Origin of the sequence: Nonomuraea sp. NPDC004580, from assembly GCF_040609855.1 — a bacterium.
Classification (GTDB): domain Bacteria; phylum Actinomycetota; class Actinomycetes; order Streptosporangiales; family Streptosporangiaceae; genus Nonomuraea; species Nonomuraea salmonea.
Window position 1 is genome coordinate 365,138 of sequence record NZ_JBEXLH010000003.1, and the last position, 22,671, is coordinate 387,808.

At 70.5% G+C, this 22,671-nt stretch carries 23 protein-coding genes; 15 read left to right on the forward strand and 8 right to left on the reverse strand.

Features of this window, described 5'->3' with window-relative positions; translation table 11 throughout:
• Positions 1–27: 27 nt before the first annotated feature.
• Positions 28–192 carry a hypothetical protein gene (locus tag ABZW11_RS06920; RefSeq protein WP_181449058.1) on the reverse strand — a complete coding sequence of 55 codons (165 nt, stop codon included), beginning with the start codon at positions 190–192 and terminating at the stop codon, positions 28–30.
• A gap of 265 nt (positions 193–457) precedes the next feature.
• On the opposite strand from ABZW11_RS06920, the gene ABZW11_RS06925 reads away from it, so the two are divergent.
• The 4 genes from ABZW11_RS06925 (at position 458) to ABZW11_RS06940 (ending at position 3,939) form a co-directional block, all read left to right on the forward strand.
• A complete protein-coding gene (locus ABZW11_RS06925) occupies positions 458–1,111 on the forward strand; it encodes a response regulator transcription factor (RefSeq protein ID WP_345387406.1) in 654 nt (217 codons plus the stop codon).
• Positions 1,112–1,272: 161 nt separating this feature from the next.
• Positions 1,273–2,421 carry a HAMP domain-containing sensor histidine kinase gene (locus ABZW11_RS06930; protein WP_355413472.1) on the forward strand — a complete coding sequence of 383 codons (1,149 nt, stop codon included), beginning with the start codon at positions 1,273–1,275 and terminating at the stop codon, positions 2,419–2,421.
• A gap of 307 nt (positions 2,422–2,728) precedes the next feature.
• Positions 2,729–3,028 carry a DUF4193 domain-containing protein gene (locus tag ABZW11_RS06935; protein WP_020542847.1) on the forward strand — a complete coding sequence of 100 codons (300 nt, stop codon included), beginning with the start codon at positions 2,729–2,731 and terminating at the stop codon, positions 3,026–3,028.
• Between the two features lie 92 nt (positions 3,029–3,120).
• Entirely contained in the window at positions 3,121–3,939 is an 819-nt protein-coding gene (locus ABZW11_RS06940; RefSeq protein WP_355413474.1) for a hypothetical protein, read from the forward strand.
• On the opposite strand, the gene ABZW11_RS06945 is transcribed toward ABZW11_RS06940, so the two are convergent.
• The 3 genes from ABZW11_RS06945 to paaI are packed head-to-tail and all read right to left on the reverse strand — an operon-like array spanning position 3,929 to position 6,204.
• Entirely contained in the window at positions 3,929–4,537 is a 609-nt protein-coding gene (locus tag ABZW11_RS06945; RefSeq protein ID WP_355413476.1) for a TetR/AcrR family transcriptional regulator, read from the reverse strand. The two genes, ABZW11_RS06940 and ABZW11_RS06945, sit on opposite strands and share 11 nt — an antisense overlap.
• Positions 4,530–5,828 (reverse strand): phenylacetate--CoA ligase PaaK, encoded by a 1,299-nt coding sequence (gene paaK / locus ABZW11_RS06950; protein ID WP_355413478.1) that lies wholly within the window; start codon positions 5,826–5,828, stop codon positions 4,530–4,532. Before paaK ends, ABZW11_RS06945 begins: the two co-directional genes overlap by 8 nt.
• Before the next feature lie 7 nt (positions 5,829–5,835).
• A complete protein-coding gene (gene paaI, locus ABZW11_RS06955; RefSeq protein ID WP_355413540.1) occupies positions 5,836–6,204 on the reverse strand; it encodes a hydroxyphenylacetyl-CoA thioesterase PaaI in 369 nt (122 codons plus the stop codon).
• Positions 6,205–6,394: 190 nt separating this feature from the next.
• Here paaI and ABZW11_RS06960 point away from each other — a divergent pair, with 190 nt between their 5' ends.
• Genes ABZW11_RS06960 through ABZW11_RS06970 form a run of 3 tightly spaced genes read left to right on the forward strand, consistent with a single transcriptional unit; the run spans position 6,395 to position 10,328 of the window.
• The gene (locus ABZW11_RS06960; protein WP_355413480.1) at positions 6,395–7,342 is read left to right on the forward strand and encodes an MBL fold metallo-hydrolase; all 948 of its coding nucleotides are present in this window, start codon (positions 6,395–6,397) and stop codon (positions 7,340–7,342) included.
• Entirely contained in the window at positions 7,339–8,877 is a 1,539-nt protein-coding gene (locus tag ABZW11_RS06965) for an FAD-dependent monooxygenase (protein ID WP_355413482.1), read from the forward strand. Before ABZW11_RS06960 ends, ABZW11_RS06965 begins: the two co-directional genes overlap by 4 nt.
• Before the next feature lie 17 nt (positions 8,878–8,894).
• Positions 8,895–10,328 (forward strand): trehalose-6-phosphate synthase, encoded by a 1,434-nt coding sequence (locus ABZW11_RS06970; protein WP_355413484.1) that lies wholly within the window; start codon positions 8,895–8,897, stop codon positions 10,326–10,328.
• Here the strand turns inward: ABZW11_RS06970 and ABZW11_RS06975 are convergent.
• Positions 10,261–10,545, reverse strand: a complete 285-nt coding sequence (locus ABZW11_RS06975; protein ID WP_355413486.1) for a DUF4235 domain-containing protein — start codon at positions 10,543–10,545, stop codon at positions 10,261–10,263. The genes ABZW11_RS06970 and ABZW11_RS06975 overlap by 68 nt on opposite strands.
• Positions 10,546–10,653: 108 nt before the next feature.
• On the opposite strand from ABZW11_RS06975, the gene valS reads away from it, so the two are divergent.
• Positions 10,654–13,131: a valine--tRNA ligase gene (gene valS / locus ABZW11_RS06980; protein WP_355413488.1), complete on the forward strand. Its 2,478-nt coding sequence runs from the start codon at positions 10,654–10,656 to the stop codon at positions 13,129–13,131.
• Here valS and ABZW11_RS06985 read toward each other — a convergent pair whose 3' ends face one another.
• Both ABZW11_RS06985 and ABZW11_RS06990 read right to left on the reverse strand, forming a co-directional pair.
• A complete protein-coding gene (locus tag ABZW11_RS06985; protein WP_355413490.1) occupies positions 13,132–13,665 on the reverse strand; it encodes a winged helix-turn-helix domain-containing protein in 534 nt (177 codons plus the stop codon).
• 118 nt (positions 13,666–13,783) lie between these two features.
• A complete protein-coding gene (locus ABZW11_RS06990; RefSeq protein WP_355413492.1) occupies positions 13,784–15,952 on the reverse strand; it encodes a DUF6351 family protein in 2,169 nt (722 codons plus the stop codon).
• 222 nt (positions 15,953–16,174) lie between these two features.
• On the opposite strand from ABZW11_RS06990, the gene ABZW11_RS06995 reads away from it, so the two are divergent.
• From ABZW11_RS06995 to ABZW11_RS07020, 6 genes are all read left to right on the forward strand, one after another.
• Entirely contained in the window at positions 16,175–17,536 is a 1,362-nt protein-coding gene (locus ABZW11_RS06995; RefSeq protein WP_355413494.1) for an AI-2E family transporter, read from the forward strand.
• A 90-nt stretch (positions 17,537–17,626) separates the two neighbouring features.
• The gene (locus tag ABZW11_RS07000; protein WP_355413496.1) at positions 17,627–18,181 is read left to right on the forward strand and encodes a PaaI family thioesterase; all 555 of its coding nucleotides are present in this window, start codon (positions 17,627–17,629) and stop codon (positions 18,179–18,181) included.
• Complete coding sequence (gene dut, locus ABZW11_RS07005; RefSeq protein ID WP_355413498.1) at positions 18,178–18,621, forward strand: dUTP diphosphatase; 444 nt, start codon at positions 18,178–18,180, stop codon at positions 18,619–18,621. Before ABZW11_RS07000 ends, dut begins: the two co-directional genes overlap by 4 nt.
• A gap of 92 nt (positions 18,622–18,713) precedes the next feature.
• The gene (locus ABZW11_RS07010) at positions 18,714–19,349 is read left to right on the forward strand and encodes a DUF3710 domain-containing protein (RefSeq protein WP_355413500.1); all 636 of its coding nucleotides are present in this window, start codon (positions 18,714–18,716) and stop codon (positions 19,347–19,349) included.
• Between the two features lie 28 nt (positions 19,350–19,377).
• On the forward strand, positions 19,378–19,764 hold the full coding sequence (locus ABZW11_RS07015) for an OB-fold nucleic acid binding domain-containing protein (RefSeq protein ID WP_355413502.1): 387 nt from the start codon (positions 19,378–19,380) through the stop codon (positions 19,762–19,764).
• Positions 19,765–19,768: 4 nt separating this feature from the next.
• Positions 19,769–20,440 (forward strand): DUF3159 domain-containing protein, encoded by a 672-nt coding sequence (locus tag ABZW11_RS07020; protein WP_355413504.1) that lies wholly within the window; start codon positions 19,769–19,771, stop codon positions 20,438–20,440.
• Between the two features lie 143 nt (positions 20,441–20,583).
• Here ABZW11_RS07020 and ABZW11_RS07025 read toward each other — a convergent pair whose 3' ends face one another.
• Positions 20,584–22,311 (reverse strand): HAD-IIB family hydrolase, encoded by a 1,728-nt coding sequence (locus ABZW11_RS07025; protein ID WP_355413506.1) that lies wholly within the window; start codon positions 22,309–22,311, stop codon positions 20,584–20,586.
• Positions 22,312–22,429: 118 nt separating this feature from the next.
• On the opposite strand from ABZW11_RS07025, the gene ABZW11_RS07030 reads away from it, so the two are divergent.
• A complete protein-coding gene (locus ABZW11_RS07030; RefSeq protein ID WP_355413508.1) occupies positions 22,430–22,663 on the forward strand; it encodes a hypothetical protein in 234 nt (77 codons plus the stop codon).
• The last annotated feature ends 8 nt before the right edge of the window (positions 22,664–22,671 follow it).

Genomic DNA, 22,671 nt, shown 5'->3' on the forward strand with positions numbered 1-22,671 from the left:
GCGTGGCTCCGGCCGTTTGGCGTCTCGCTAGCGGGGCAACGGTATGCCGTGATCGTCGGCCAGGCGGCGCAGGTCCTCGATCTCGGCGGTGAGGGTGTCGGCGAGGTAGTCGTCGCCGGCGCTGCGGGCCTCCCGCAGGCCCTTGTAAGCCTGGTCGAGGCGGTGTTCGATCGTGGTCGTGAACTCGCCCATCTCACCTACTCTCCGGGGGTTCGATCCGTCCAAGGGCGAAGTCTCCCCATTGCCGGATGAAGCCTGGGCAATGGGTGTCCCGACGGCATACCCCGGCTTGTCGCCCTCCGAAACATGAATTTCGCCAAGCCTCGGTAAGCCGCGCCCGCCGCGCTCCCTCTGGGGGCCTCCGGCCGGTCCCAGGCGGCCGGAACATGCCTTACCGTGCGCTTATCGAGGTTGTGGCCAGAATGAGTGACCAGAATCGGAGAGAGGTGTACCGGGCGTGCGCGTGCTGGTGGTTGAGGATGAGCGGGTGCTGGCCGACGCGATCGCGACGGGGTTGCGGCGCGAGGCCATGGCGGTCGACGTCGCCTACGACGGCGGCGGGGCTCTGGAGCGTACCTCCTACATCGACTACGACGTGATCGTGCTGGACCGCGACCTGCCGGTCGTGCACGGTGACGAGGTGTGCCGCAGGCTGGTCGAGCAGCGGACGGCCTCCCGCATCCTCATGCTGACCGCCTCGGGCGACGTGGACGACAAGGTGGAGGGCCTCGGCCTGGGCGCCGACGACTACCTGGCCAAGCCGTTCGTGTTCATCGAGCTGGTGGCCAGGGTGCGGGCGCTCGGCCGGCGCTCGGCCCCCGCGCTGCCGCCCGTGCTGCAGCGCGCCGGCATCAGGCTCGACCCGGGCAAGCGGCTGGTGGAGCGCGACGGCAGGGAGGTCGTGCTGACCAAGAAGGAGTTCGCGGTGCTCGAAGAGCTGATGCGGGCCGACGGCGCCGTGGTCAGCCAGGAGGACCTGCTGGACAAGGCTTGGGACGAGAACATCGATCCCTTCACGAACGTGGTCCGGGTGACCATGATGACGCTGCGGAAGAAGCTGGGCGAGCCTCAGGTGATCGAGACCGTGCCCGGAGTTGGGTACAAGTTGTGACGCACAGGCCAGAGCGCGAAGCGGGCCCGACGCATCCGATGATCAGCCCGCACTCGGAACGCAAGGCGACGCGCGTCCAGGAGACGCCGCCGCCCCCGACGGGATCACCGGTGTGGGACGGCCCTCCGCCGCCCGCGCGGCAGCTCACCCAGCGTTCCACCATGGAACGTGTGAAGGAGCTTCCCGGCAAGGTCAGCATCCGCTGGCGCCTGACGCTCACCTACGGCGCGCTCGTGTTCGGCGCCGCCGTGGCGCTGCTGCTGTCCATGTACGCCATCGTCGGGGCGTCCATCATCAACGAGTGGCCCACGCTGGACACGCGGGGCATCAACCCCATCGACGCGGCGATCGCGCAGAACCAGTGGCTGCAGGCCAAGGAGGCGACCGTCCAGAGCGCCCGCGGGTCGTTGCTGCAGAGCGCACTGATGGCCCTGTTCGGGGTGGGCATCCTGGCGCTGATCATCGGCTACTTCGTGGCCGACAGGGCGATGCGGCCGGTCGCCAGGATGACCGCGACGGCGCGCAAGCTGTCGGAGAGCACGCTGGCCCATCAGCGCATCGCGCTCGAGGGCCCCAACGACGAGCTGAAGGAGCTGGCCGACACCTTCGACGCCATGCTCACCCGGCTCAACGTCGCCTTCGACACCCAGCGAAGGTTCGTCGCCAACGCCTCACACGAATTGCGCACTCCACTCACCATCAACAGGACGGTCCTGGAGATCGCGCTTTCCGATCCGGCGGCCTCCGAGGACCTCAAAGCGCTCGGGCGTACCCTCCTTGAGGTCAACGCGCGTAACGAGAAGCTCATCGAAGGGCTGCTGCTGCTCGCCAGGAGCGAACGCGAACTCGCCGTGCGCAAACCGCTGGACGTGAAGGAGGTCGCGCAGACGGCGGTCGAACAGGTCGTGCCGTTCGCCGCCGAACACGGTGTGACCGTCACCACCGAACTGGTCAGCGCGCCTACCGTGGGCGATCCGGTGCTCCTGGAGCGGTCGGTGAGCAACCTGCTGGAGAACGCGGTGAAGTACAACATTCCCGAAAGCGGAAAAGTATGGATCCGTACGGGAATGGCGGACGGTGCCTTGGTTGTTCAGGTGGCCAACACGGGGCAGCACGTCCCGGCGTACGAGGTCAACAGCCTGTTCGAGCCGTTCAGGAGGCTTCATGCGGATCGGGTGGATTCGGCCAAGGGAGCGGGTCTCGGGCTGTCCATCGTGCGCGCGGTCGTGCAGGCCCACGGTGGGAATGTGGCCGCTGTGCCACGTGATGGCGGGGGGCTCGTGGTGACCATTAGGCTGCCGCGGCGCTGACGTGGTGACGTTCTGACGTGTTCGTTCGCGTGTTGTCGCATGGGGGCGTCTCGTTCTCGCCGCACATGTGGTTGGATGTGCCGTCGAACACGGTGGTGCATGACGCCAAGGCTGTGGGTTTCGCCATATTTGGCTAACCATTGCCGACGGCAGCAGGCCCTGACGTGTTGGGAGGTTCGTGGTCCGTTTCCCCGGGGTACCGATGGGAAATCTCCCCGACGGAACGGGCACAAGATGGGCTTCCCGGACGTTAGAAGACGCGCGATGAGCGCGAGGACATATAGATGAGGGGGATGGAGTAAGCACAATGGCTACCGACTACGACAGCCCGCGCAAGACAGACGACGACCTGGGTGAAGACAGCCTCCAGGAACTCCAGGCGCGGCGCACCGACAAGTCGTCCGGCAGCATCGACATCGATGAGACCGACCTGGCGGAGTCGCTCGAACTGCCCGGTGCCGACCTGTCGAACGAAGAGCTCTCGCTGCGGGTGATCCCCCGTCAGGCCGACGAGTTCACCTGCTCGCGCTGCTTCCTGGTGCACCACCGCAGCCAGCTGGCCTCCGAGAAGAACGGCCAGCAGGTCTGCCGGGAGTGCGCCGCCTGATCACTGGAGCGAACGAGCTCGGGGTAGAGGGACCGAAGATGACGAAAGCCCACGAACCCGAGCGATCGCGACATGAATTACGGAGGCATCGCGTGGCCGAACCGAAGAAAGACCGCCAAGCGGGCAGTGAGGTCGCCGACCCCGATCGTGAGGTCGGCGAGCTCGTTGGCAAGCTCACCGCTCCGGGTGAGCTGGAGCCGGCCGAGCGGCGCAGGCTGCTCGGCCGACTCGCTCAGGCGCTGTCCGCCGGGGCGAAGCGGGCACGGGCCACCGGCGCGGGCCGGGGCCGCTGGCTGGCCGACGTCTTCCTCAACATCGCGCCGCGCATCCCGATCAGAGACCTGCACACCCTCGCGGAGCACCATCACGGCCTGACCGGCGAAGAGCTCGCCGACGACCTGGTGCGCACCGCTCAAAAGGCCACGATGACGGTCGGCGCCATCGGCGGAGCACTGGCCGCGGCCGAGTTCGCCGCGCCACCCCTCCTGCTCTCCGCTCCCGCCCAGCTCGTCGCCGAGACCATCGTCGTCGCCGCCATCGAGGTCAAGCTGCTGGCCGAGCTGCACGAGGTCTACGGCGTCCACGTCCAGGGATCCGGCGCGCAGCGCGCCGTCGCCTTCACCGCCGCCTGGGCCAAGCAACGCGGCATCGACCCCCTCGCGCCCGCGTCCGTCACCCTGGCGCTCGGAGCGGCCACCAAGACGGCCCTGCGCAACCGCCTCATGCGGACGCTCGGCCGCCACCTCACCACCTTCGGCCCCTTCCTGACCGGCGCCATCGCCGGCGGCGCGCTCAACCGCATGGCCACGAAGAAACTGGGCGAGGCCATCCGCGCCGACCTGCGCGTCAAGGCCCCCGCCCCGGCGCAGCAGGCCGTCCAGGGAAGGCCGCGCGGCGAGCTCAGCGAGTAGGCCGCAGGCCGCTGAAGGCCATCATGAGCAGCGCGTCGGCCAGATCGTCGGCCGAGGCGCCGCGCGCCGGCTGATACCACTCGGTGATCGAGTTGACGGTGCCGAACAGCAGCCGCGTCACCAGCCCTGGATCGACGTCCGCCCTGATCCCGCCCTCCGCCACCGCCTCGCCGACCAGCCCGGTGACGAACCGGTCGAACTCCCGCCGCCGCTCCAGCGCCGCCTGCTCGGTGCCGCTGTTGCCGCGCACCCGCAGCAGCAGCGTCACGTACGGCAGGCGCTCGACGAGGATGCGCACGCTCTGCCTGACGACCCACTCCAGCCGGTCGATGGCCGCGCCCTTCGCGGCCCGCTCGTCGGCCACCATCGCGAACAGCCCGTCGAGCGCCCGGTCGAGCGCCCTGGCGAGCAGCTGCTCCTTGCCCGGCACGTGATAGTAGATGGCCGACTTGGTCACGCCGAGCGCCTTGGCGAGGTCCTCCATGCTGGTGCCGTCGTAGCCGCGCTCGTTGAAGACGCCGACCGCGATCGACAGCACCGACTCGGGATCGAGCCCGCGCCCCCTCCTGCGCTGGGCTTGGGTGGCGGCCTCAATCATGACGCTCGTCGACGACGCGCTTCAGCTTGCCCACCGACCGCTCCAGCGTCTCGGGGTCCACCACCTCGACCTCGACGCTCACGCCCACGGTCTCCTTGACGGCGTCGCGCAGCGCCTGACCGGCCGCCTCGCGCCCCTCGCCGAACCCGGGCCGCGCCTCGACCCTGACCGTCATCACGTCGAGCCGCCCAGGGCGGGTGAGGCGGAGCTGGAAGTGCGGCGACAGGCCCTCGATGCCGAGCACGACCTCCTCGATCTGGGTGGGGAACACGTTCACGCCGCGCAGAATGATCATGTCGTCGGTACGCCCGGTCACCTTCCGCATCCGCCGGAACGCGGGCCGCGCGGTGCCGGGCAGCAGCCTGGTCAGGTCGCGGGTGCGGTAGCGGATGACCGGCATGGCCTCCTTGGTCAGCGTGGTGAAGACCAGCTCGCCCTCGTCGGCAGGCTCCCCGGTGAACGGATCGACGGTCTCGGGATAGAAGTGGTCCTCCCAGACGTGCAGTCCGTCCTTGGTCTCGACGCACTCGTTGGCCACGCCGGGGCCCATCACCTCCGACAGGCCGTAGACGTCCACGGCGTCGAGGTCGAAGGCGTCCTCGATCTCGGCGCGCATCTGCTCCGTCCACGGCTCGGCGCCGAAGATGCCGACCCGCAGCGACGTGGCGCGCGGATCGATGCCCTGGGCCCTGAACTCGTCCAGCAGCGCCAGCATGTACGACGGCGTCACCATGATCACGTCGGGCCGGAAGTCCGTGATGAGCCGCACCTGCCGGGGCGTCATGCCGCCCGAGACCGGCACCACCGTGCAGCCCAGCCGCTCGGCCCCGTAATGGGCGCCGAGCCCGCCGGTGAACAGGCCGTAGCCGTAGGCCACGTGCACGATGTCGCCGGGCCGCCCGCCGGACGCGCGGATCGAGCGGGCCATCACCTCGGCCCACACGTCGAGGTCGCGCTTGGTGTAACCGACCACGGTGGCCCGCCCGGTGGTGCCGCTGGAGGCGTGGATGCGCGCCACCTGCTCGCGGGGCACCGCGAACATGCCGAACGGATAGCTCTCACGCAGGTCCTCCTTCGTGGTGAAGGGAAACCTGGCCAGGTCGGCGAGCTCCTTGCAGTCGCTGGGGTGCACGCCCGCCGCGTCGAACTTCGCCCGGTAGAGCGGGACGTTGCGGTAGGCGTGGTCGAGGGTGTGCCGCAGGCGCTCCAGCTGGAGCGCCGTCAGCTCGTCGCGGGACACGCGCTCGATCGGGTCGAGCTCGTCGGGGGCGGGGGGTCGTCCCAGTCTCATGGCCGTCTCACTTCAGCTCCCGGCTCCGGCCGCGGAACTCCGCGACCACCTGACCGTCGGGCCTGCGCACGGTGACGTCGTAGATGCCGCTGCGGCCGTAGCGGGTGCGCTCCTCCGCCTCGGCGATCAGCACGTCACCCGCGCGAGCGGGGGAGACGAACGTGATCTCCGCCCCCGCCGCCACCGTGACCGGCCCATGACTGTTGCACGCGCACGCGAACGCGGTGTCGGCCAGCAGGAACACGTAACCGCCGTGGCACAGGCCGTGGCCGTTGACCATCCGCTCGGTCACGGTCATCCGGCACACCGCCCGGCCGTCGCCCAGCTCCGCGGGCTCGATGCCGAGGGCGGCGGAGGCGGTGTCGGCGTCCATCATGCGACGCGCGCTCTCCACGAAGGTCTCCCTTGTCAACTGACCGAATGTTCGGTAAACCAATCACCGGCGGGACACGCCTGTCAAGAGCACGCCGCCGGGACTGCCGGCGCGCGGGTGGGAAGAGACTCCTAGGAGCGCGCACACCGCCCCGGACCAGGGACGGCGGCGCCCTGAGCGGGAGGAGACAGCGATGGCGAAGCCGTTCGCCTCGTCGGCGGACCTCGGCGAGAAGCGGCAGTCCCTGGAGATCCTGGCGGACGGCGTGTACGCGCTCACCGCCGAGGGCGACCCCAACGTGGGGGCCATCGAGGGCGAGGACTTCCTCGTCTGCTTCGAGGCCCTGGCCACGCCGGTGGCGGCCCGCCGGTGGCTGGCCCGGCTGCGCGAGCACACCGACAAGCCGATCCGCTACCTCGTGCTGTCGCACTACCACGCGGTCAGGGTGCTGGGCGCGTCGGCGTTCGGCGCCGAAGTGATCGTCACCCACGAGAAGACCCGCGAGCTGGTCGCCGAGCGCGGCGCACAGGACTGGGCCAGCGAGTACGCCAGGATGCCCCGCCTGTTCGAGGAGCCCGGCTCGATCCCCGGCCTGACCTGGCCGACCGCGACGTTCAGCGACCGGTTCACGATCGACCTGGGCGGCGGGCGCGGCGACCTCGTGCTGCAGTACTGCGGGCGCGGCCACACCGAGGGCGACCTGGTGGCCTGGCTGCCCGAGCAGCGCGTGCTGTTCGCCGGCGACCTGGTGGAGTCGCAGGCCGCCCTCTACACCGGCGACGCCTTCCACCGCGACTGGGTCTCGACGACGCTCGACCGGGTGGCCGCGCTCGGCGCGCGCACGCTGGTCGGCGGCAGGGGCGCGGTGGCCGAGGGCGAGGACGCCGTCGCGGCCGCCATCGGCCAGACCCGCGACTTCCTGACCGTCATGCTGCGCGAGGTCGGGGCGTCGGGGTCGGTGAAGGAGGCGTTCGAGCGCACGCACCGCGCACTCGCTCCCCGCTACGGCTCCTGGCCCATCTTCGAGCACTGCCTGCCGTTCAACGTCTCCCGGCTGTGGGACGAGCTGCACGGCGTCGATCGCCCGCGCATCTGGACCGCGGAGCGCGACCGCCAGGTCTGGGACGAACTCCAGTCATGAGCGCCGAGCCGCAGGTCATCGTGATCGGGGCGGGGCCGGTCGGGCAGAGTGCCGCGCTGTTGCTGGCCCGGTGGGGCGTTCAGGTGCTGGTGCTCGACCAGCGGCCCGGCCGGGGGTCCGGCGGCTCGAAGTCGATCTGCCAGCAGCGCGACGTGCTCGACATCTGGGCCGCCGCCGGCGCCGGGCAGGTGGCCGAGGAGGGCCTGGCCTGGACCACCGCCCGCACCTACTACCGCGACCGCGAGCTGCTGTCGTGGACGTTCGAGTGTGAAGGGCCGCTGCCGCCGTGCGTGAACATCTCCCAGACCCGCACCGAGCAGATACTCGACGCGGCCATCGCCGCTCAGCCGCTCGTCGAGGTGCGCTGGGAGCACGAGGTCACCGACCTGACCCAGGACGACTCCGGCGTCACCGTGCACTGCGGGCAGCGGCGGCTGCGGGCGCCGTACGTGCTGGTCTGCGCGGGCGCGCGGGCGCAGGCGATCCGGGCGGCGCTCGGGGTGTCGTTCACCGGGGAGACGTTCGACGACCAGTTCCTGATCTGCGACATCAAGGCCGACCTGCCGGGCTGGGAGAACGAGCGCCGCTTCTACTTCGACCCCGTGTGGAACCCGGGGCGGCAGGTGCTCATCCACCCGTGTCCCGGGGGCACGTACCGGATCGACTGGCAGATCGCGCCCGACTTCATCCCCACCGAGGCCGACATCGCGCGCAAGGTCCGGCAGGTCATCGGGGACCGCCCGTACGAGCTGCTGTGGCACAGCACCTACCGCTTCCACGCGCGCCTGGCCTCGCGGATGCGGGTGGGGCGGGTGCTGCTGGCCGGCGACTGCGCCCACCTGGTGGCGCCGTTCGGTGCGCGCGGGCTCAACTCGGGGGTGCCGGACGCCGAGAACGCGGCGTGGAAGCTCGCCTTCGTGCTCAACGGGTGGGCGGGGGAGGGACTGCTGGAGTCGTACCACGTGGAGCGGCACGCGGCGGCGGTGGAGAACCTGGAGGTGACCGGCGCCACCATGCGCTTCCTCGTGCCGCGCACGGTGGAGGAGCGCATGCGGCGGCGGGCCGTGCTGGAGGGCGGGCGGGTGGACGAGGTCGACTCCGGGCGCTTCGCCGAGCCCTTCTGGTACGTCGGCTCGCCCCTCACCACGCCCGAGCCCTCGCGTCCCTTCGCCGGCCGGCCGCCCAAGGGCGCGGTGTGCCCGCCGTCACCCGGCGTGATCCTGCCTGACCTGGCCGTGCCGGGCGGCAGGTTGCGCGAGATCACACGAGACGGATTGCTCTTGCTATTGGGTGATATGTGCGATTCGAGTTTGTTTGTGCAGGTCTTGGGCAAGGTCATTACGGCGCCGCTCGCCGTTCGCGGGCTCGCGGAGATCGATGGGACTGGCTCGCTCGCTGAGAGGCTCGGCGCCGGGCCGGATGAGGCATGGCTCATCAGGCCCGACTCCCACATCGCCGCGATCCTCCCTCACGCGGGCCCGGAGTCGGTGGCGGCCGCTGTTGGCCGCGCGCTCGGCGGCTTTCCTGATATATGACCCCATAGGAGGACTGCGTGACTGGCCGTAGCTCGTTCTTGATCGTCGCGAACCGATTGCCGGTGGACCGCACGATCGAACCCGACGGAACGGCCTCGTGGCGCAGGAGTCCTGGCGGGCTCGTCACCGCGATAGCCCCGGTGATGCAGCGCCGCCACGGAGCCTGGGCCGGCTGGCACGGGGCGCCCGACGAGAAGCTGGAGCCGTTCGAGCAGGACGGGATGAACCTCATCCCCGTCCCGCTGTCCGCCCGCGAGGTGGAGCTCTACTACGAGGGCTTCTCCAACGCCACCTTGTGGCCGCTCTACCACGACGTCGTGGCCACGCCCGTCTTCGACAGGGAGATGTGGGAGGCCTACCAGGTCGTCAACCGGCGCTTCGCCGAGGCCGCCGCGGAGGCGGCCGAGGAGGGCGCGGTCGTGTGGGTGCAGGACTACCAGCTCCAGCTCGTGCCCGCCATGCTGCGCCGCCTGCGTCCCGACCTGCGCATCGGGTTCTTCCTGCACATCCCCTTCCCGCCGACCGAGCTGTTCTGGCGCCTGCCGTGGCGCAAGGACCTCGTCGAAGGGCTGCTCGGGGCCGACCTGGTGGGCTTCCAGCTGCCCGGCGGCGCCTCGAACTTCCGCCGGCTGTGCCGCCGGCTGCTGGGGCTGCCGTACAAGGGGAACGAGATCTTCCTCGACGACCGGATCGTCACCACGCAGGCGTTCCCGATCTCGGTCGACTTCGCGCAGCTCGACGCACTCGTCCGCGAGCCGCACATCGTGGCCAGGGCCAAGGAGATCAGGATCGAGCTGGGCGAGCCCGAGCACGTGCTGCTCGGCGTGGACCGGCTCGACTACACCAAGGGCATCGGGCAGCGCCTCGAAGGCTTCGGCGAGCTGCTCAAGGACGGGCGGCTGCGGCCGGGCGAGGCGGTGTTCGTGCAGATCGCGACGCCCAGCAGGGAGCGCGTGGACGAGTACCGCAGGCTGCGCGACGACATCGAGCTGCAGGTCGGGCGGATCAACGGCGAGCACGCCCAGCTCGGTTACCAGCCCATCTGGTATTTCCACCAGTCGTACAACCACCAGGAGCTGGCGGCGCTCTATCTCGCCGCCGACGTCATGGTCGTCACGCCCCTGCGCGATGGGATGAACCTGGTGGCCAAGGAGTACATCTCCTGCCACCACGACCTGCAGGGCGCGCTGGTGCTGAGCGAGTTCACCGGGGCGGCCGACGAGCTGCGGCAGTCGTACCTGGTGAACCCGTACGACGTGGAGGACATCAAGCGGCAGTTGCTGAACGCGATGCGGGCCACGCCGCACGAGCTGGCCCGGCGGATGCGGACGATGCGCCGCCGGGTCGCCACCTACGACGTGGACCGCTGGGCCAACGAGTTCCTCACTGCCCTGGAGTCACCTGCTTCAGCGACTTCCACGCGTCGTAGCGCTTCTTGGCGGTCCGGTTGACCACGATCTGCGCCACCGACATGCCGACCCCCATGACGACGGCGTAGCCGATCGCCTCGCCGAGGCTCACCTCAGGCGAGTCGGTGTCGATGGGCGGCTCCTTGCCGGTCGCTTTCGTCCAGGCGAAACCCAGCACCTTGCGGGCCGCCCACGCCGTCACCAGACCCACGAGTCCGCCGATGACGCGCCAGGCGACATCTGGCTTTTCCTCCGCCATGTCGATCTCCCTTCCCCTTTGTAACGAACACTAGTCTCTACCGTTTGCCGGGCCTGCGAAGCCGTACCATAAGGAGGCATGACTCAACAGCGACTACGCCGTCCCTCCATGCCCCAAAAGCCGACTCTCGACGGCCTGGAGCAGGTATGGGTAGCTCGCTGGGAAGAAGAGGGCACCTACCGCTTCGACCGGTCCGCGGCGCGTGAACAGATCTACTCCATCGACACGCCGCCCCCCACCGTGTCGGGTTCGCTGCACATCGGCCACATCTTCTCCTACACCCACACCGACATCATGGCGCGCTACCAGCGCATGCTCGGCAAGTCGGTGTTCTACCCCCTCGGCTGGGACGACAACGGCCTGCCCACCGAGCGCCGCGTGCAGAACGTCTACGGCGTGCGCTGCGACCCCTCGCTGCCCTACGACCCCGGCTTCGTGCCCCCGGAGAAGCCCGGCAAGCGCGACATCTCCATCTCGCGGCGCAACTTCGTGGAGCTGTGCCACAAGCTGACCGCCATCGACGAGCAGGCGTTCGAGGAGGTGTGGAAGCGCATCGGCCTGTCGGTCGACTGGTCGCTGCTCTACACCACCATCAGCGACGAGGCGCGGGCGGTCTCGCAGCGGGCGTTCCTGCGCAACCTGCTGCGCGGCGAGGCGTACCTCGCCGAGGCCCCGACCCTGTGGGACGTCACGTTCCGCACCGCGGTCGCCCAGGCCGAGCTGGAGGACAGGGAGTGGCCCGGCGCCTTCCACACCGTCTCCTTCTACGGCGAGAAGGGCCCGGTCACCATCGAGACCACCAGGCCCGAGCTGATCCCCGCCTGCGTGGCGCTGGTCGCCCACCCCGACGACGAGCGCTACAAGGACCTGTTCGGCACCTCGGTGCTGACGCCGCTGTTCGGCGTCGAGGTGCCGGTGCTGGCCCACCGCCTGGCCGAGCCCGACAAGGGCACCGGCATCGCGATGATCTGTACGTTCGGCGACATCACCGACGTCACCTGGTGGCGCGAGCTGCACCTGCCCACCAGGCCGGTCATCGGCTGGGACGGCCGGCTGCTGCCCGAGCCGCCCGAGGGCGTGGAGGCGGAGCCGTACAAGGAGCTGGCCGGCAAGACCGTCCACAGCGCCCGCGAGCGCATCGTGGAGATGCTGCGCGAGTCAGGCGACCTCGAGGGCGAGCCCAAGCCGATCAAGCGCCCGGTGAAGTTCTACGAGCGCGGCGACAAGCCGCTCGAGATCGTCACCACCCGCCAGTGGTACATCCGCAACGGCGGCCGCGACGAGGAGCTGCGGCAGCGGCTGCTCGCCCGCGGGCGCGAGCTCACCTGGCATCCGCCGCACATGCGGGTGCGCTACGACAACTGGGTCGAGGGGCTCACCAGCGACTGGCTGATCTCCCGCCAGCGCTTCTTCGGCGTGCCCTTCCCGGTGTGGTATCCGATCGACGAGTCGGGGCAGCCCGTCCACGACGCGCCGATCCTGCCCACCGAGGACATGCTGCCCGTCGACCCGTCGTCCGACGTGCCGCCCGGCTACACCGAGGAGCAGCGCGGCGTGCCCGGCGGGTTCATGGCCGACCCCGACGTCATGGACACCTGGGCCACCTCGTCGCTCACCCCGCAGATAGCCGGTCGCTGGGGCAGCGACGACGACCTGTTCAAGCGGGTCTTCCCCGCCGACCTGCGGCCGCAGGCCCACGAGATCATCCGCACCTGGCTGTTCTCGACCGTGGTGCGCTCGCACTACGAGTTCGGCGAGCTGCCCTGGAGCGACGTCGCCATCTCGGGGTGGATCCTCGACCCCGACCGCAAGAAGATGTCCAAGTCCAAGGGCAACGTCGTCACCCCGCTCGACCTGCTGGACAAACACGGCTCCGACGCGGTGCGCTACTGGGCGGCCAACGGCCGCTACGGCGTCGACACCGCCTTCGACCCCGGGCAGCTCAAGATCGGGCGGCGGCTGGCCATCAAGATCCTCAACGCCTCCAAGTTCGTGCTCGGGCTGGCCGAGAGCGACGGCGAGGTGACCGAGCCGCTCGACCTGTCGATGCTGGCGGCGCTGGCCGACACCGTGCGCGAGGCCACCGAGGCGTTCGACGCCTACGACCACACCAGGGCCATCGAGGTGGTCGAACGCTTCTTCTGGGCGTTCTGCGACGACTACCTGGAGCTGGTCAAGGCGCGGGCGTACGAGTCCGGCCCGGGCGCCGCGTCGGCGCACGCGGCGCTGCGGCAGGCGCTCGACGTGCTGCTGCGGATGTTCGCGCCGTTCCTGCCGTTCGTCACCGAGGAGGTGTGGTCGTGGTGGCGCGACGGCTCCGTGCACCGCGCCTCCTGGCCCGCCGCCGAGCGCGGCGCCGGCGACCCGGCGGTGCTGGCCGTCGCCTCCGACGTGCTCGGACAGGTGCGCAAGGCCAAGTCGGAGGCCAAGCTGTCGATGCGGGCCGAGGTGTCGCGCCTGAGCGTGTGGACGCCCGACGCCGGGCTGCTCGCGCAGGCGTCCGACGACGTGTGCGCGGCGGGCAACGTGGAGGAGTTCGTGCTGGAGACCGGTGAGCAGCTCAAGGTCGAGGTGGACCTGGTCTGATCACTCGGGCTCCCTGGGTGGGTCCCTGGTGACGTCCCGGTGGACGGCGAGGAAGAGCGAGTAGGCCGCGCCGTCCGCCGGTGGCCGGCGGTCGCGGAAGTCGTCGATCACCTCGCGCAGCCGCCGCCACAGCTCCTCGCGGCCCTCTTCCGTCAGCCTGACCCCGAGCCTGGCGAACTCGCCGTCCGCGACGTCGACCAGCCGCACCTCCTCAAGGAACGCGCCGAGCATGGCCGCGTTGGCGCCGGTCACGCCGCTCTCGCGGACGTCCATCTCCCACGTCTTGCCGGTGGTGCGGTAGGGGATCTCCGTCGAGCCGCGCGGGCCCGGCCTGCGCGGCTCGGCGGCCAGGAAACCCGTCTCGACGAGCTTGCGTACGTGGTGCAGCGTGGTGGCGGGGTTCGCGCCCAGCCGGCCCGCGATCTCCTTGTTCGTCAGGGCCTGGTCGAGGCAGAGCCGCAGGATGCGCAGGCGGGCGGCCGAGGCCAGGGCGCGGGCCTCCGGCTCGGTGGCGGGGCGGCGTTGAGTGCCCATGGCAGGCCACTCTATTGCCACCCCTCCGTCCACCACCGCCCGCCAAGGCCACCACCCTGGGGCCCTGGGCTCTGCGTTCTTACCCGGCCTGTGTTGCCCCCGTGGGCCTGTGCTGCCCCTAGCGGTAGTCGCACACGCCCGTGGGGAAGATCTGCTTCAGCCGGGCGCGCTGGTCGGAGGTGGGGCGCCAGGAGCCGTACAGGCCCTTGGCGATCGCCCGGCCGACCGGCTGGAGGCGGCACTTGTAGACGCCGCCCTCGATCGGGCCGCCCGCCACCGTGCGGGAGGTGCCGTAGAGGGGGAAGCGCTTGGTGCACGCCCCGGGGGCGCGGCGGTCCAGAATGCCGTCCCACACCTGCGGCCCTGCGGCGATCTCGGTGCCGTCGGTGGCGAAGCAGCGGTCCACGGCCTGGGGCGGCTTGTTGTTGATCACGCCGCGCGCCGGATGCTTCCGGATGTTGGCCATCCACGCGTCGATCACCTTGAGCGCCTCGGGCGTCTGGTCGAACTCAGGCCCGTCCGGACGCGCGTCCGTGAACCAGATGACCTGATTGCCCGCCTGCCCGTCGTGGTCCAGCATCCGCTTCCTGGAGGCGAACGACTGGTGCGCGTTGTGCATGTCCAGCTCCTCCTCCAGGTAGTGCCGCCAGTCGATCACCGGGATGTCGATGTCGCCGCCGAACACCAGCCCGCTGCGCAGCACGTTCCTGATGGCCACCGGGTCACCGGTGCGGCGCGGCGCGGGATCGCCCTGGTGGGCGTTACGGGCGCTCCACGGGTCGAGGTCGGCGGGGCAGGCCGAGGGCACGAAGGGGCAGCCCTCCTGCACCATGTCCGCCGCCTCCTTCCACGAGCCCGCCTGCGCGTTGAGGTCCAGGAACTCCTCCGGCGTCAGCACGCCGTCGGTGAGCGCCTTGAGCCCGTACTGGACGCCCACGTTGTCCCACGTCGAGCGGGCGTATCCGGTCTCGTCCACGCCGTACACCTTGCGCAGGTCGTCCCAGTGCGTCCACTGGACGGTGTCCTTGACGCCCGGCGGGTCCATGCGCTGCCACTCGGGGTCGTTGTCGGACGTCCACAGCGGATTCATGGTGAGCGGGGTCAGACCGCGCCAGCCGTTCACGCACTCGTCAGAGCCGGGCCGCCCGGTGTACGGGTTCGCGACGGTGTCGCTCGCGTTCATGCCGATCAGCGCCGTGCGGTCGTCCCACTGGGCCCAGCGCGGATGCCGGTCCATGTAGCGTTCGAGCAGCTCGCAGTCGCCCACGTGGATGGTCTGGGTGACCATGTCCGGATAGGAGTACTGCGGGATGGCGGCGTCGATCACCCGCGTCCTGTGGTTCTGTCCGTAGATGTACTGCTGGATCGCGCCGCCCGACGCGCCCACGCCCACCGTGTAGAGCGGCGGGCCGTACCGCTCGATGAACCGCTCCTTGACCATCAGGGCCGTCTCGCCGCCCAGGATCAGGTTGTAGTGGGTGCTGGTGCGGGTGCCGGACGAGTACATGATCGCGTAGCCCTGGCCGAGCTGGTGCGCGTCGAGCGCGCCGCCGCCGATCGTCCCCTGGTCGTGGCCGATCGCCACGCCGCCGTCGAACCGGTAGACCGCGCGGCCGGTGTAGCCGTCCTCCAGCATCGCGATCGAGTAGAGGAAGCGGTTGATGACGCCGCGCTCGCGGCGTACCACGAAGTCGACCGTCCGGCCGTCGGGCAGGGTGGTGGTGGCCATGTCGGCCGGCCGTTCCGCGGGCATCGGCTTGTACGTGCCGTCGGCCGAGCGGTAGAGGCGGTCGTTCACCGTCGGGGCGAAGCAGTCCTTGCTCCAGCCGCCCTCGACCCGCATGCCCTGGCCGTCCTGGTTGTCGGGCTTCGGGGGGCCGAGTCCGCTGCGTTCCGTCTTGCACAGGAACGGGTACTGGTGCTCACCCGAGAAGATGGGCCCCTGGCTGGGGTGGTTGCGCAATTTGATGCTCTTCCTGTGCCGGCCGGCGACCGCGGTGATCGTGTTCTCGCCGTCCCGCAGGCCCGTCACGAGGCCCGTACGTCCCTTGCCGCTGCGCTCGAACGCCTCCGTGACGTCCTCACCGTTGCGCAGCACCCTGGCCTTGACGTCCCCGTCCACCCTGATCAGCGCATCACCCCCGCTGACCTGGTCCGGCCGGCTGGAGCGCACCTCCAGGGACAGCGGGACACGGGAGGCGGAAGCGGACGCGGACGCGGACGCGGGCGCGAGGGGCGCGGCCACCAGACATGACGCCGCCATGACGAGGATCACCGGAGCTTTCATGGTCACGACGGTGACACGATCACCGCCCCTTGCACAGACCCGATGTCGCCGATGTGAGCGGGCCGCGCCACGTGAAGGTGCGTGCCGTCTGCCGCCGTGCGCGTCGTCCGCCACCTTCCGTCCCCGGACCGCTGGGTCGCTTCGCCGGATTACGCTGACAGCGGTCGTGGTCGCGCCGATATCCGCGCGCGTGACGGGCCCGGACATGCCAGTCTTGAACACGTGCTGCCCGACCGCCCAACCAAGCTCGTGCCGCCCGTGCTGGCCAGGATGGCCGCATGGTCCGGTTGCCTGATCCTCGTCGGCGTGGTCGTCTACTTCATCGTCCAGGTCATCGCCCGCCTCGCGTTCGTGGCGCTGCCCGTGGCGATCGCGCTCCTGCTGACCGCGCTGCTGTTCCCGCTCACCAAGAGCCTGCGCAGCGCCGGCATGCGGCCCATCTACGCCACCTGGATCACCATGCTGGTGGCGCTGGCCGTGCTCGTCGGCACGGGATGGCTGGTCGGGGCGCGGGCCAGCGAAGAGTTCCCCGGTCTCGTCAGCCAGGTCCAGGAGACCGCGAGGACCGTCCAGGAGTGGCTGATCACCGGGCCGCTCCACCTCGAAGAGGCGCAGATCACCGACTACGTCGACGAGGTCGCCACCATGGTCAACGAGCAGCGCACCGCCATCACCGGCACCGTGCTGTCGGCCGGCGCGGTCGCCGTCGAGGTGCTCGCGTCCATCGTGCTGCTGCTGTTCGTGACGTTCTTCCTGCTCAAAGACGGTGACCGCATCTGGATGTGGTTCCTCAAGGCGTTCGGCGGGGTGGCGCCCAGGGTCGACCGCGCCGGGCGGGCCGCCTGGACCACGCTCTCCCACTACGTCCAGGGCACCGTGGCGGTGGCCGCCGTCCACGGGCTCATCATGGGCATCGTGCTGGCCGGCATGGGCGTGCCGCTGTGGGCGCCGCTGGCCGTGCTCATCTTCTTCGCCAGCTTCATCCCCATCGTCGGCATCTTCTTCGCCGGCACCGTCGCCACCCTGGTCACGCTGGGCGCCAAGGGGCTCGTCTACGCGCTGATCTTCCTCGGCATCCTCATCGTGGAGCAGCAGCTCGAAAACCACGTCCTGCAGCCGCTGATCGTGGGCCGGGCGCTGCACTTCCACCCGCTGGCGATCATCCTCGTCCTGTCGGTGGGCGGCGTCCTGGCCGGCATCGCCGGCGCCGCAGTGGCGGTCCCCGTGGCAGCGGTCATCTATCGCGCCCTGCCAGAGCTGCGCCACAAACCCCCCGAGCTCCCCCCAGGCCACGGCGACTCATCCCCACCCGCCTCGCCCCCACCCACCCCACCCCCACCCGCCGACGACGACACGACGGACACTCCCGACCACGGCGACGGCGGAGGCCGCCGGAGTGACGGAGGCGACCGTCGTGGCGACGACGGAGGCGAGGGCGGCAGCCGCCGTGACAACGGCGCTCGCGGTTCTGGTGCCGCTGGTGACGGTGGCGCTCACGGTCCCGGTGCGGCGGATGGCGTCGGCGGTATGGCGGGCGGTGACGTGTCCAGGGCCGATACGGAGGCCGCTCCTTCGCGCCCATGATCCCCCGGCGTGCGGGGCGGGTGATGCGGCGGAGCGGGTGGGGGTTGGGTGGGATTCGGGTATGGGTGGCACGGAGTAACCTCGTCACCCGTGACGCGTTCCTCCCTCACCACGCCGCCTCCCAACGCTGGACCGCCCGGGGCGGTGCCGGGGGCGCCTGCGCCGGGCACCGTTCTGTCCTCCCACTACGGTCAGTGTTTCGGGTGCGGGGCCGAGCACCCCACGGGGTTGCATCTCAAGGCCAGGACACCCGACGGCACGACGGTCGAGGCCGAGTTCAGGGTGGGGGAGGCGCACCAGGGGGCGCCGAAGCTGGCGCACGGCGGGGTGCTGGCGACCGCGATGGACGAGGTCATCGGTATGTCCGTATACCTGTTCCGCAAGCCATATGTGACGGGACGGCTGGAGACCGACTACCTCCTCCCCGTTCCCGTGGGCACGACACTCCACCTGCGTGCCTGGTGCAACGGCATCGCGGGCAGGAAGGCGTACCTTGAGGCGGAGGGGCGCATCGGCGCCCCGGACGGACCGGTCGCCGTCCGCGCGGCAGCGCTGTTCATCGAGGTGAACATGGAACACTTCGCCAAGCACGGCGATCTGGCCGCCATCGAGGTCGAACATCCGGATTACGAGGTGAATCCTTGAGCAACACAGTAGAGGTCCTCATCCAGCGGCTCGACGCGGAGCTGCCGATGCCGTCGTACGCGCACGCGGGTGACGCCGGCGCCGACCTCTACGCGGTGGAGGACGTCGAGTTGCAGCCCGGCGAGCGGGCCGTGGTCGGCACGGGGGTGGCGATCGCACTGCCCGACGGCTACGCGGCGTTCGTGCATCCCCGCTCCGGCCTGGCGGCCAAGCACGGGGTCACGCTGGTCAACGCGCCCGGCACGGTCGACGCCGGCTACCGGGGCGAGATCAGGGTGACGCTGATCAACACCGACGCCAAGGAGCCGTTCCGGCTGCGCCGGGGCGACCGGGTGGCGCAGCTCGTCGTGCAGCGCGTGGAGCGGGCGGCCTTCTACGAGGTGGAGCGCCTGCCGGGGTCCGTACGCGGTGCGAACGGGTTCGGATCCACGGGGCGCTGACCGGTGCAGATCAAGCGGGCCCGAGGCAGGGGTCCGCGTGAGACGGACGTACAACGGGCCGATGAGCCCGACGAGCAGGGAGAGTGAGGAACGTGTTCCGACGTCGTCGTCGTGAGCAGCCGGATCAGGCGGCCGAGCAGGAGGCTGCGGCGCCGATGCGGGAGTCCGGCCCGTGGGACGCCGACGAGCCCCACCCGGACAACGACCGCATCGATTTGGGCGGCCTGCGGTTGCCGCACAACCCCGACTTCGACGTGCGGCTGGCCTCCGTGGGGGATCAGCACGTCGGCGTGGTCGTCCTGTACGACGAGAGCTCGCTGCAGCTGCAGGCCCTGGCCGCGCCGCGCAGCTCGGGCCTGTGGGACGAGGTGCGGACCAAGCTGGCGAGCCAGGCGGGGGTGCTGCACGAGCAGGAGGGGCCGTTCGGCACGGAGCTGAGCGGTGAGATGCGGCTCGACGGTGACAGCAGGCCGGCCCGCTACATCGGCATCGACGGGCCCCGCTGGTTCCTGCTCGCGGTCATCTCGGGCAAGGCGGCCGTCGACGACGCGACGGCGGCCCCGTACCACGACTTCATCAGAGACGTCGTGGTCGTGCGGGGTGACGAGCCGATGGCGCGCGAGGAGCCGATCCCGCTGCGCCGGCCCAACGAGCCGGGCGGCGACGCGGGCGAGGGGCCGCGGTTCAACCCGTTCAGGCGAGGACCGGAGATCAGCGAGATTCGCTGACGGCTGACATCACATAGGCTGAGGCATCATGAGTACGGCAGAGCCCCCGAAACGTGGGGGATTGCGCGGGTTCTTCAGCCGGCTGGCCTCCCCCCAGTCAGAGATCGAGGCCCGCGAGCTGCGGGAGGACGCCGACGAGGTCGGCGCCACCCCCATCGTCTCGTGTGGCGGCCGCCGCCGCTTCTGCGTGGCCGGTACGCTACGTACGGTGACACTGCGTCCGAGGGGCGGTGCTCCCGCTCTCGAGGCCGAGCTCTACGACGGGTCCGACGTCATCGACCTGGTCTGGCTCGGCCGCCGCAGGATCGCGGGCATCGAGCCGGGCCGCACGGTCAAGGCCGAGGGCCTGGTGAGCCTGCAAGACGGGCGCAAAGTGATGTTCAATCCGCGTTACGAGCTGCGCCCAGGGAGTTGATCAGGTGAGTGCCGAGGCGGAAGAGGTCGCCCACGACACGGTCGAAGCGGCGGTGCGAGCCCAGCTCGCGAAGGCGTTCGGCGGGGTCAGAGGCATCGTCGAGGCGGCGGTGCCGACGGTCGCGTTCACGCTGACGTGGATCCTCAGCGAGGATCTGAAGCTGTCGCTCATCATCAGCATCTCGCTGTCGGTGGTGCTGCTGCTGGTGCGCGTGCTGCAGCGGTCGACGCCGCAGTTCGTGATCAACAGCTTGATCGGCATCGCGATCGGGGCGTTCTTCGCCAGCCGTACGGGCGACGCGAAAGACTACTTCTTGCCCGGCATCCTCTACAACGCCGGCTACGCGGTGGCGATGCTGATCTCGATCGTCGCCCGGTGGCCGGTCGTCGGGTTCCTGATCGGCTCGGTCACGGGTGACCCGACAGGCTGGCACAAGGATCCCGGCATCGTGCGGCTGTGCACGCGCCTGACCTGGCTGCTCATGCTGCCGTGCGCGGTCAGGGTGGCCGTGCAGGGGCCCGTCTACCTGTTCGGCGGCGGTGACGAGGCGGTCGCCGCGCTCGGCTTCGCCAAGATCGTCATGGGCTGGCCGTTGCAGGTGGCGGCGCTGGCGGCCATGCTCTGGGTGCTCGGCCGCGGCCGCACCCCGGTCAAGCCCCCTGTAGCCCCCGCCTGACCCCGCCTGACCCGCCCGAGCACCCCGGCCACGGGACCCTTGGGTCTGTTGCGGCCGAGGTCCCTCAGAAGGGGTGGGGCAATCGTCGCGGCCGGGGCCTCGGGGAGAGGTCAGCGGTGGTCGCGGCGGGCCTCGGGGAGAGGTCAGCGGTCGTCGTGGTCCGGGTCGAAGGCGGTGGGTTCGGCGGGGAGCGTGTAGCGGGCGCCGATGAGGTCGGCCACGCGCCGCCGCGTCGAGTCCGCGTCGGCCGCCTCGTCGCGTTCCAGCGCCGCCACCTCGTCGGCCAGTTCGGCGTCGCCGAGGCAGTCGCGGATCCACGTCGAGTAGTCGCCCCGCCGCAGGTGGTGCAGCCACGTGTCGTGGTCCAGGCCCTCGGCCAGCTCCACGAACGTGTGCAGGTTTCTGGCCCGCAGCCGCATCCGCTGCTCGGGCCCGGTGAAGTAGAAGCTCTTGTCCTTCGACATGGTCCCGGCCGCGTACTTGCGCCGGTGCCGGGTGCGCTCCTGCCGGGCGGGCGCCAGCGTGAGCCGGCGGCCTGACCCGGTGCCGTCGAGCCACAGCGCGATGTCGCCGGGGCCGTCGGGCAGCGCGGGCGCATCGACGCCACGCGCGGTGGCGAACGCGGCGAGCGTGTTCTCCGGCTCCTTGCCGACCGCGATGGTGCTGTTGACCAGGTCAAGCGCGGCCGGGCTGAGCGCGTCGGGATGCACGGTGATCATCAGCACCGCGCCGAGGTCGCCGGGATGCTGCAGTGGTACCTGCCGGACCTCGGCGGGCATCAGGTGGTGCGCCTCGTCGAGCACGAGCCAGTGCGGGTGGCCGAGCTTGGTGCGCAGCCCGGTGAGCCGGGGCAGCAGCTCCGCGAAGTACGCGGGCCGGTCGCGCAGCTGCAGCCCGATGAGGTTGATGACGACGCTGTGCCCGGGATGCTCCAGCACGTGGGCGACCTCGTCCACGGAGGGCACCCGGTCGGGGTCGCCGAGCACGGTCACACCGGGATATTCGGCGTAGTCGCCTTCGGGGTCCACGATGACGCACTGGTAGCCGTCGCCGACGAGCCGTTCGAGCAGCGCGGTGGTGACGGTGGACTTGCCGCTGCCGGACGGCCCGGCGACCAGCAGGCCCAGCCCGTACGTCGGCAGCCGCACCTCGGCCCCTTCGTCGTGGCCGAGCAGGACGTGATGGCGGGCGAGCTCGAGCTCGTCGAGCTCGCCCGCCATCAGCTTCCCGGCCAGCTCGACCACCCCGCGCCCGGCCGGCCCGTCGAGCGGCAGGTCGCAGGCGTCCCTGAGGGCGGGCAGCGCGTCGGCCACGGCGGCCCCGCACTCGGCGGCTTGCAGGAACGCGTGGTCGTTCTCACCGTCGCCGACCGCGACCACGCTGTGCCGCGACAGGCCGAGCCGGTCGAGCGCCGCGCAGAGGCCGCTGGCCTTGTTGACGCCGGGCGGCAGCACCATGACGGCGCCCTTGTTGTAGATGACCTGCAGCTCCAGGCCCAGCTCGCGGATGGCCTGCAGGACCTGCACGTCGTGCGGCTCGCGGGTGGCGACCAGCACCTGGCCGACGCCGAGCGGGCTGACGCCCGCGTCCCTGAGCCGCTGCGCCAGCTCGGGCGGCGGAGGCGTGGCCAGGGCGTCGCAGGTGCGCTGGTGCGGGTCGTACAGCAGCCCGCCGTTCTCGGCCACGATCAGGTCGAACAGGGCGGGATGGGGGAAGACGGACAGCAGGTCGTCCAGCTCGCGGCCGGTGACCAGCAGCAGCTTGATCCCGGCCTTGGACAGGCGTTCGAGGGCCGCGATGGTGGCCTCCGCCACCTGGCCGCCCGAGGCGAGGGTTTCGTCGTAGTCGGTGGCCAGCACGTTGTAGCGCATGGCCCGGCACCTACCCGCTCAGGAGTAAAGATCTCCGGGCCGAACGCTGAATCAGTCGATCCACAGGCAGGGGTACAAGGCTGGCGAACGATCACCTCTCACATCTTGGGGGACCGCCATGTACAGAAGCGTCATCGCCGCCGTCACCATGACCGCCGCCGCACTGCTCCTCGCACCCACGCCCGCCATCGCGGACGACTTCTGGGGGCCGAGCCACGTGTGCGGGAAGGAGGTGACCGGCGTGCTCAGGCTGAAGCCGCTCACGATCTGGACCACCGACGGCGGCTGCGCGAAGGTGGACTTCCGCCGTCACCATCACCACCACGGGCACAAGCACTTCGGCCTGTTCTGAGCCGCGGA

Coding starts and splice junctions, on each gene's coding strand:
- ABZW11_RS06920 (WP_181449058.1), bottom strand. CDS start 192: ATGGGCGAGTTCACGACCACGATCGAACACCGCCTCGACCAGGCTTAC.
- ABZW11_RS06930 (WP_355413472.1), top strand. CDS start 1,273: ATGGAACGTGTGAAGGAGCTTCCCGGCAAGGTCAGCATCCGCTGGCGC.
- ABZW11_RS06935 (WP_020542847.1), top strand. CDS start 2,729: ATGGCTACCGACTACGACAGCCCGCGCAAGACAGACGACGACCTGGGT.
- ABZW11_RS06945 (WP_355413476.1), bottom strand. CDS start 4,537: ATGATTGAGGCCGCCACCCAAGCCCAGCGCAGGAGGGGGCGCGGGCTC.
- paaK (WP_355413478.1), bottom strand. CDS start 5,828: ATGAGACTGGGACGACCCCCCGCCCCCGACGAGCTCGACCCGATCGAG.
- paaI (WP_355413540.1), bottom strand. CDS start 6,204: ATGATGGACGCCGACACCGCCTCCGCCGCCCTCGGCATCGAGCCCGCG.
- ABZW11_RS06960 (WP_355413480.1), top strand. CDS start 6,395: ATGGCGAAGCCGTTCGCCTCGTCGGCGGACCTCGGCGAGAAGCGGCAG.
- ABZW11_RS06965 (WP_355413482.1), top strand. CDS start 7,339: ATGAGCGCCGAGCCGCAGGTCATCGTGATCGGGGCGGGGCCGGTCGGG.
- ABZW11_RS06975 (WP_355413486.1), bottom strand. CDS start 10,545: ATGGCGGAGGAAAAGCCAGATGTCGCCTGGCGCGTCATCGGCGGACTC.
- valS (WP_355413488.1), top strand. CDS start 10,654: ATGCCCCAAAAGCCGACTCTCGACGGCCTGGAGCAGGTATGGGTAGCT.
- ABZW11_RS06985 (WP_355413490.1), bottom strand. CDS start 13,665: ATGGGCACTCAACGCCGCCCCGCCACCGAGCCGGAGGCCCGCGCCCTG.
- ABZW11_RS06990 (WP_355413492.1), bottom strand. CDS start 15,952: ATGAAAGCTCCGGTGATCCTCGTCATGGCGGCGTCATGTCTGGTGGCC.
- ABZW11_RS07015 (WP_355413502.1), top strand. CDS start 19,378: ATGAGTACGGCAGAGCCCCCGAAACGTGGGGGATTGCGCGGGTTCTTC.
- ABZW11_RS07025 (WP_355413506.1), bottom strand. CDS start 22,311: ATGCGCTACAACGTGCTGGCCACCGACTACGACGAAACCCTCGCCTCG.
- ABZW11_RS07030 (WP_355413508.1), top strand. CDS start 22,430: ATGTACAGAAGCGTCATCGCCGCCGTCACCATGACCGCCGCCGCACTG.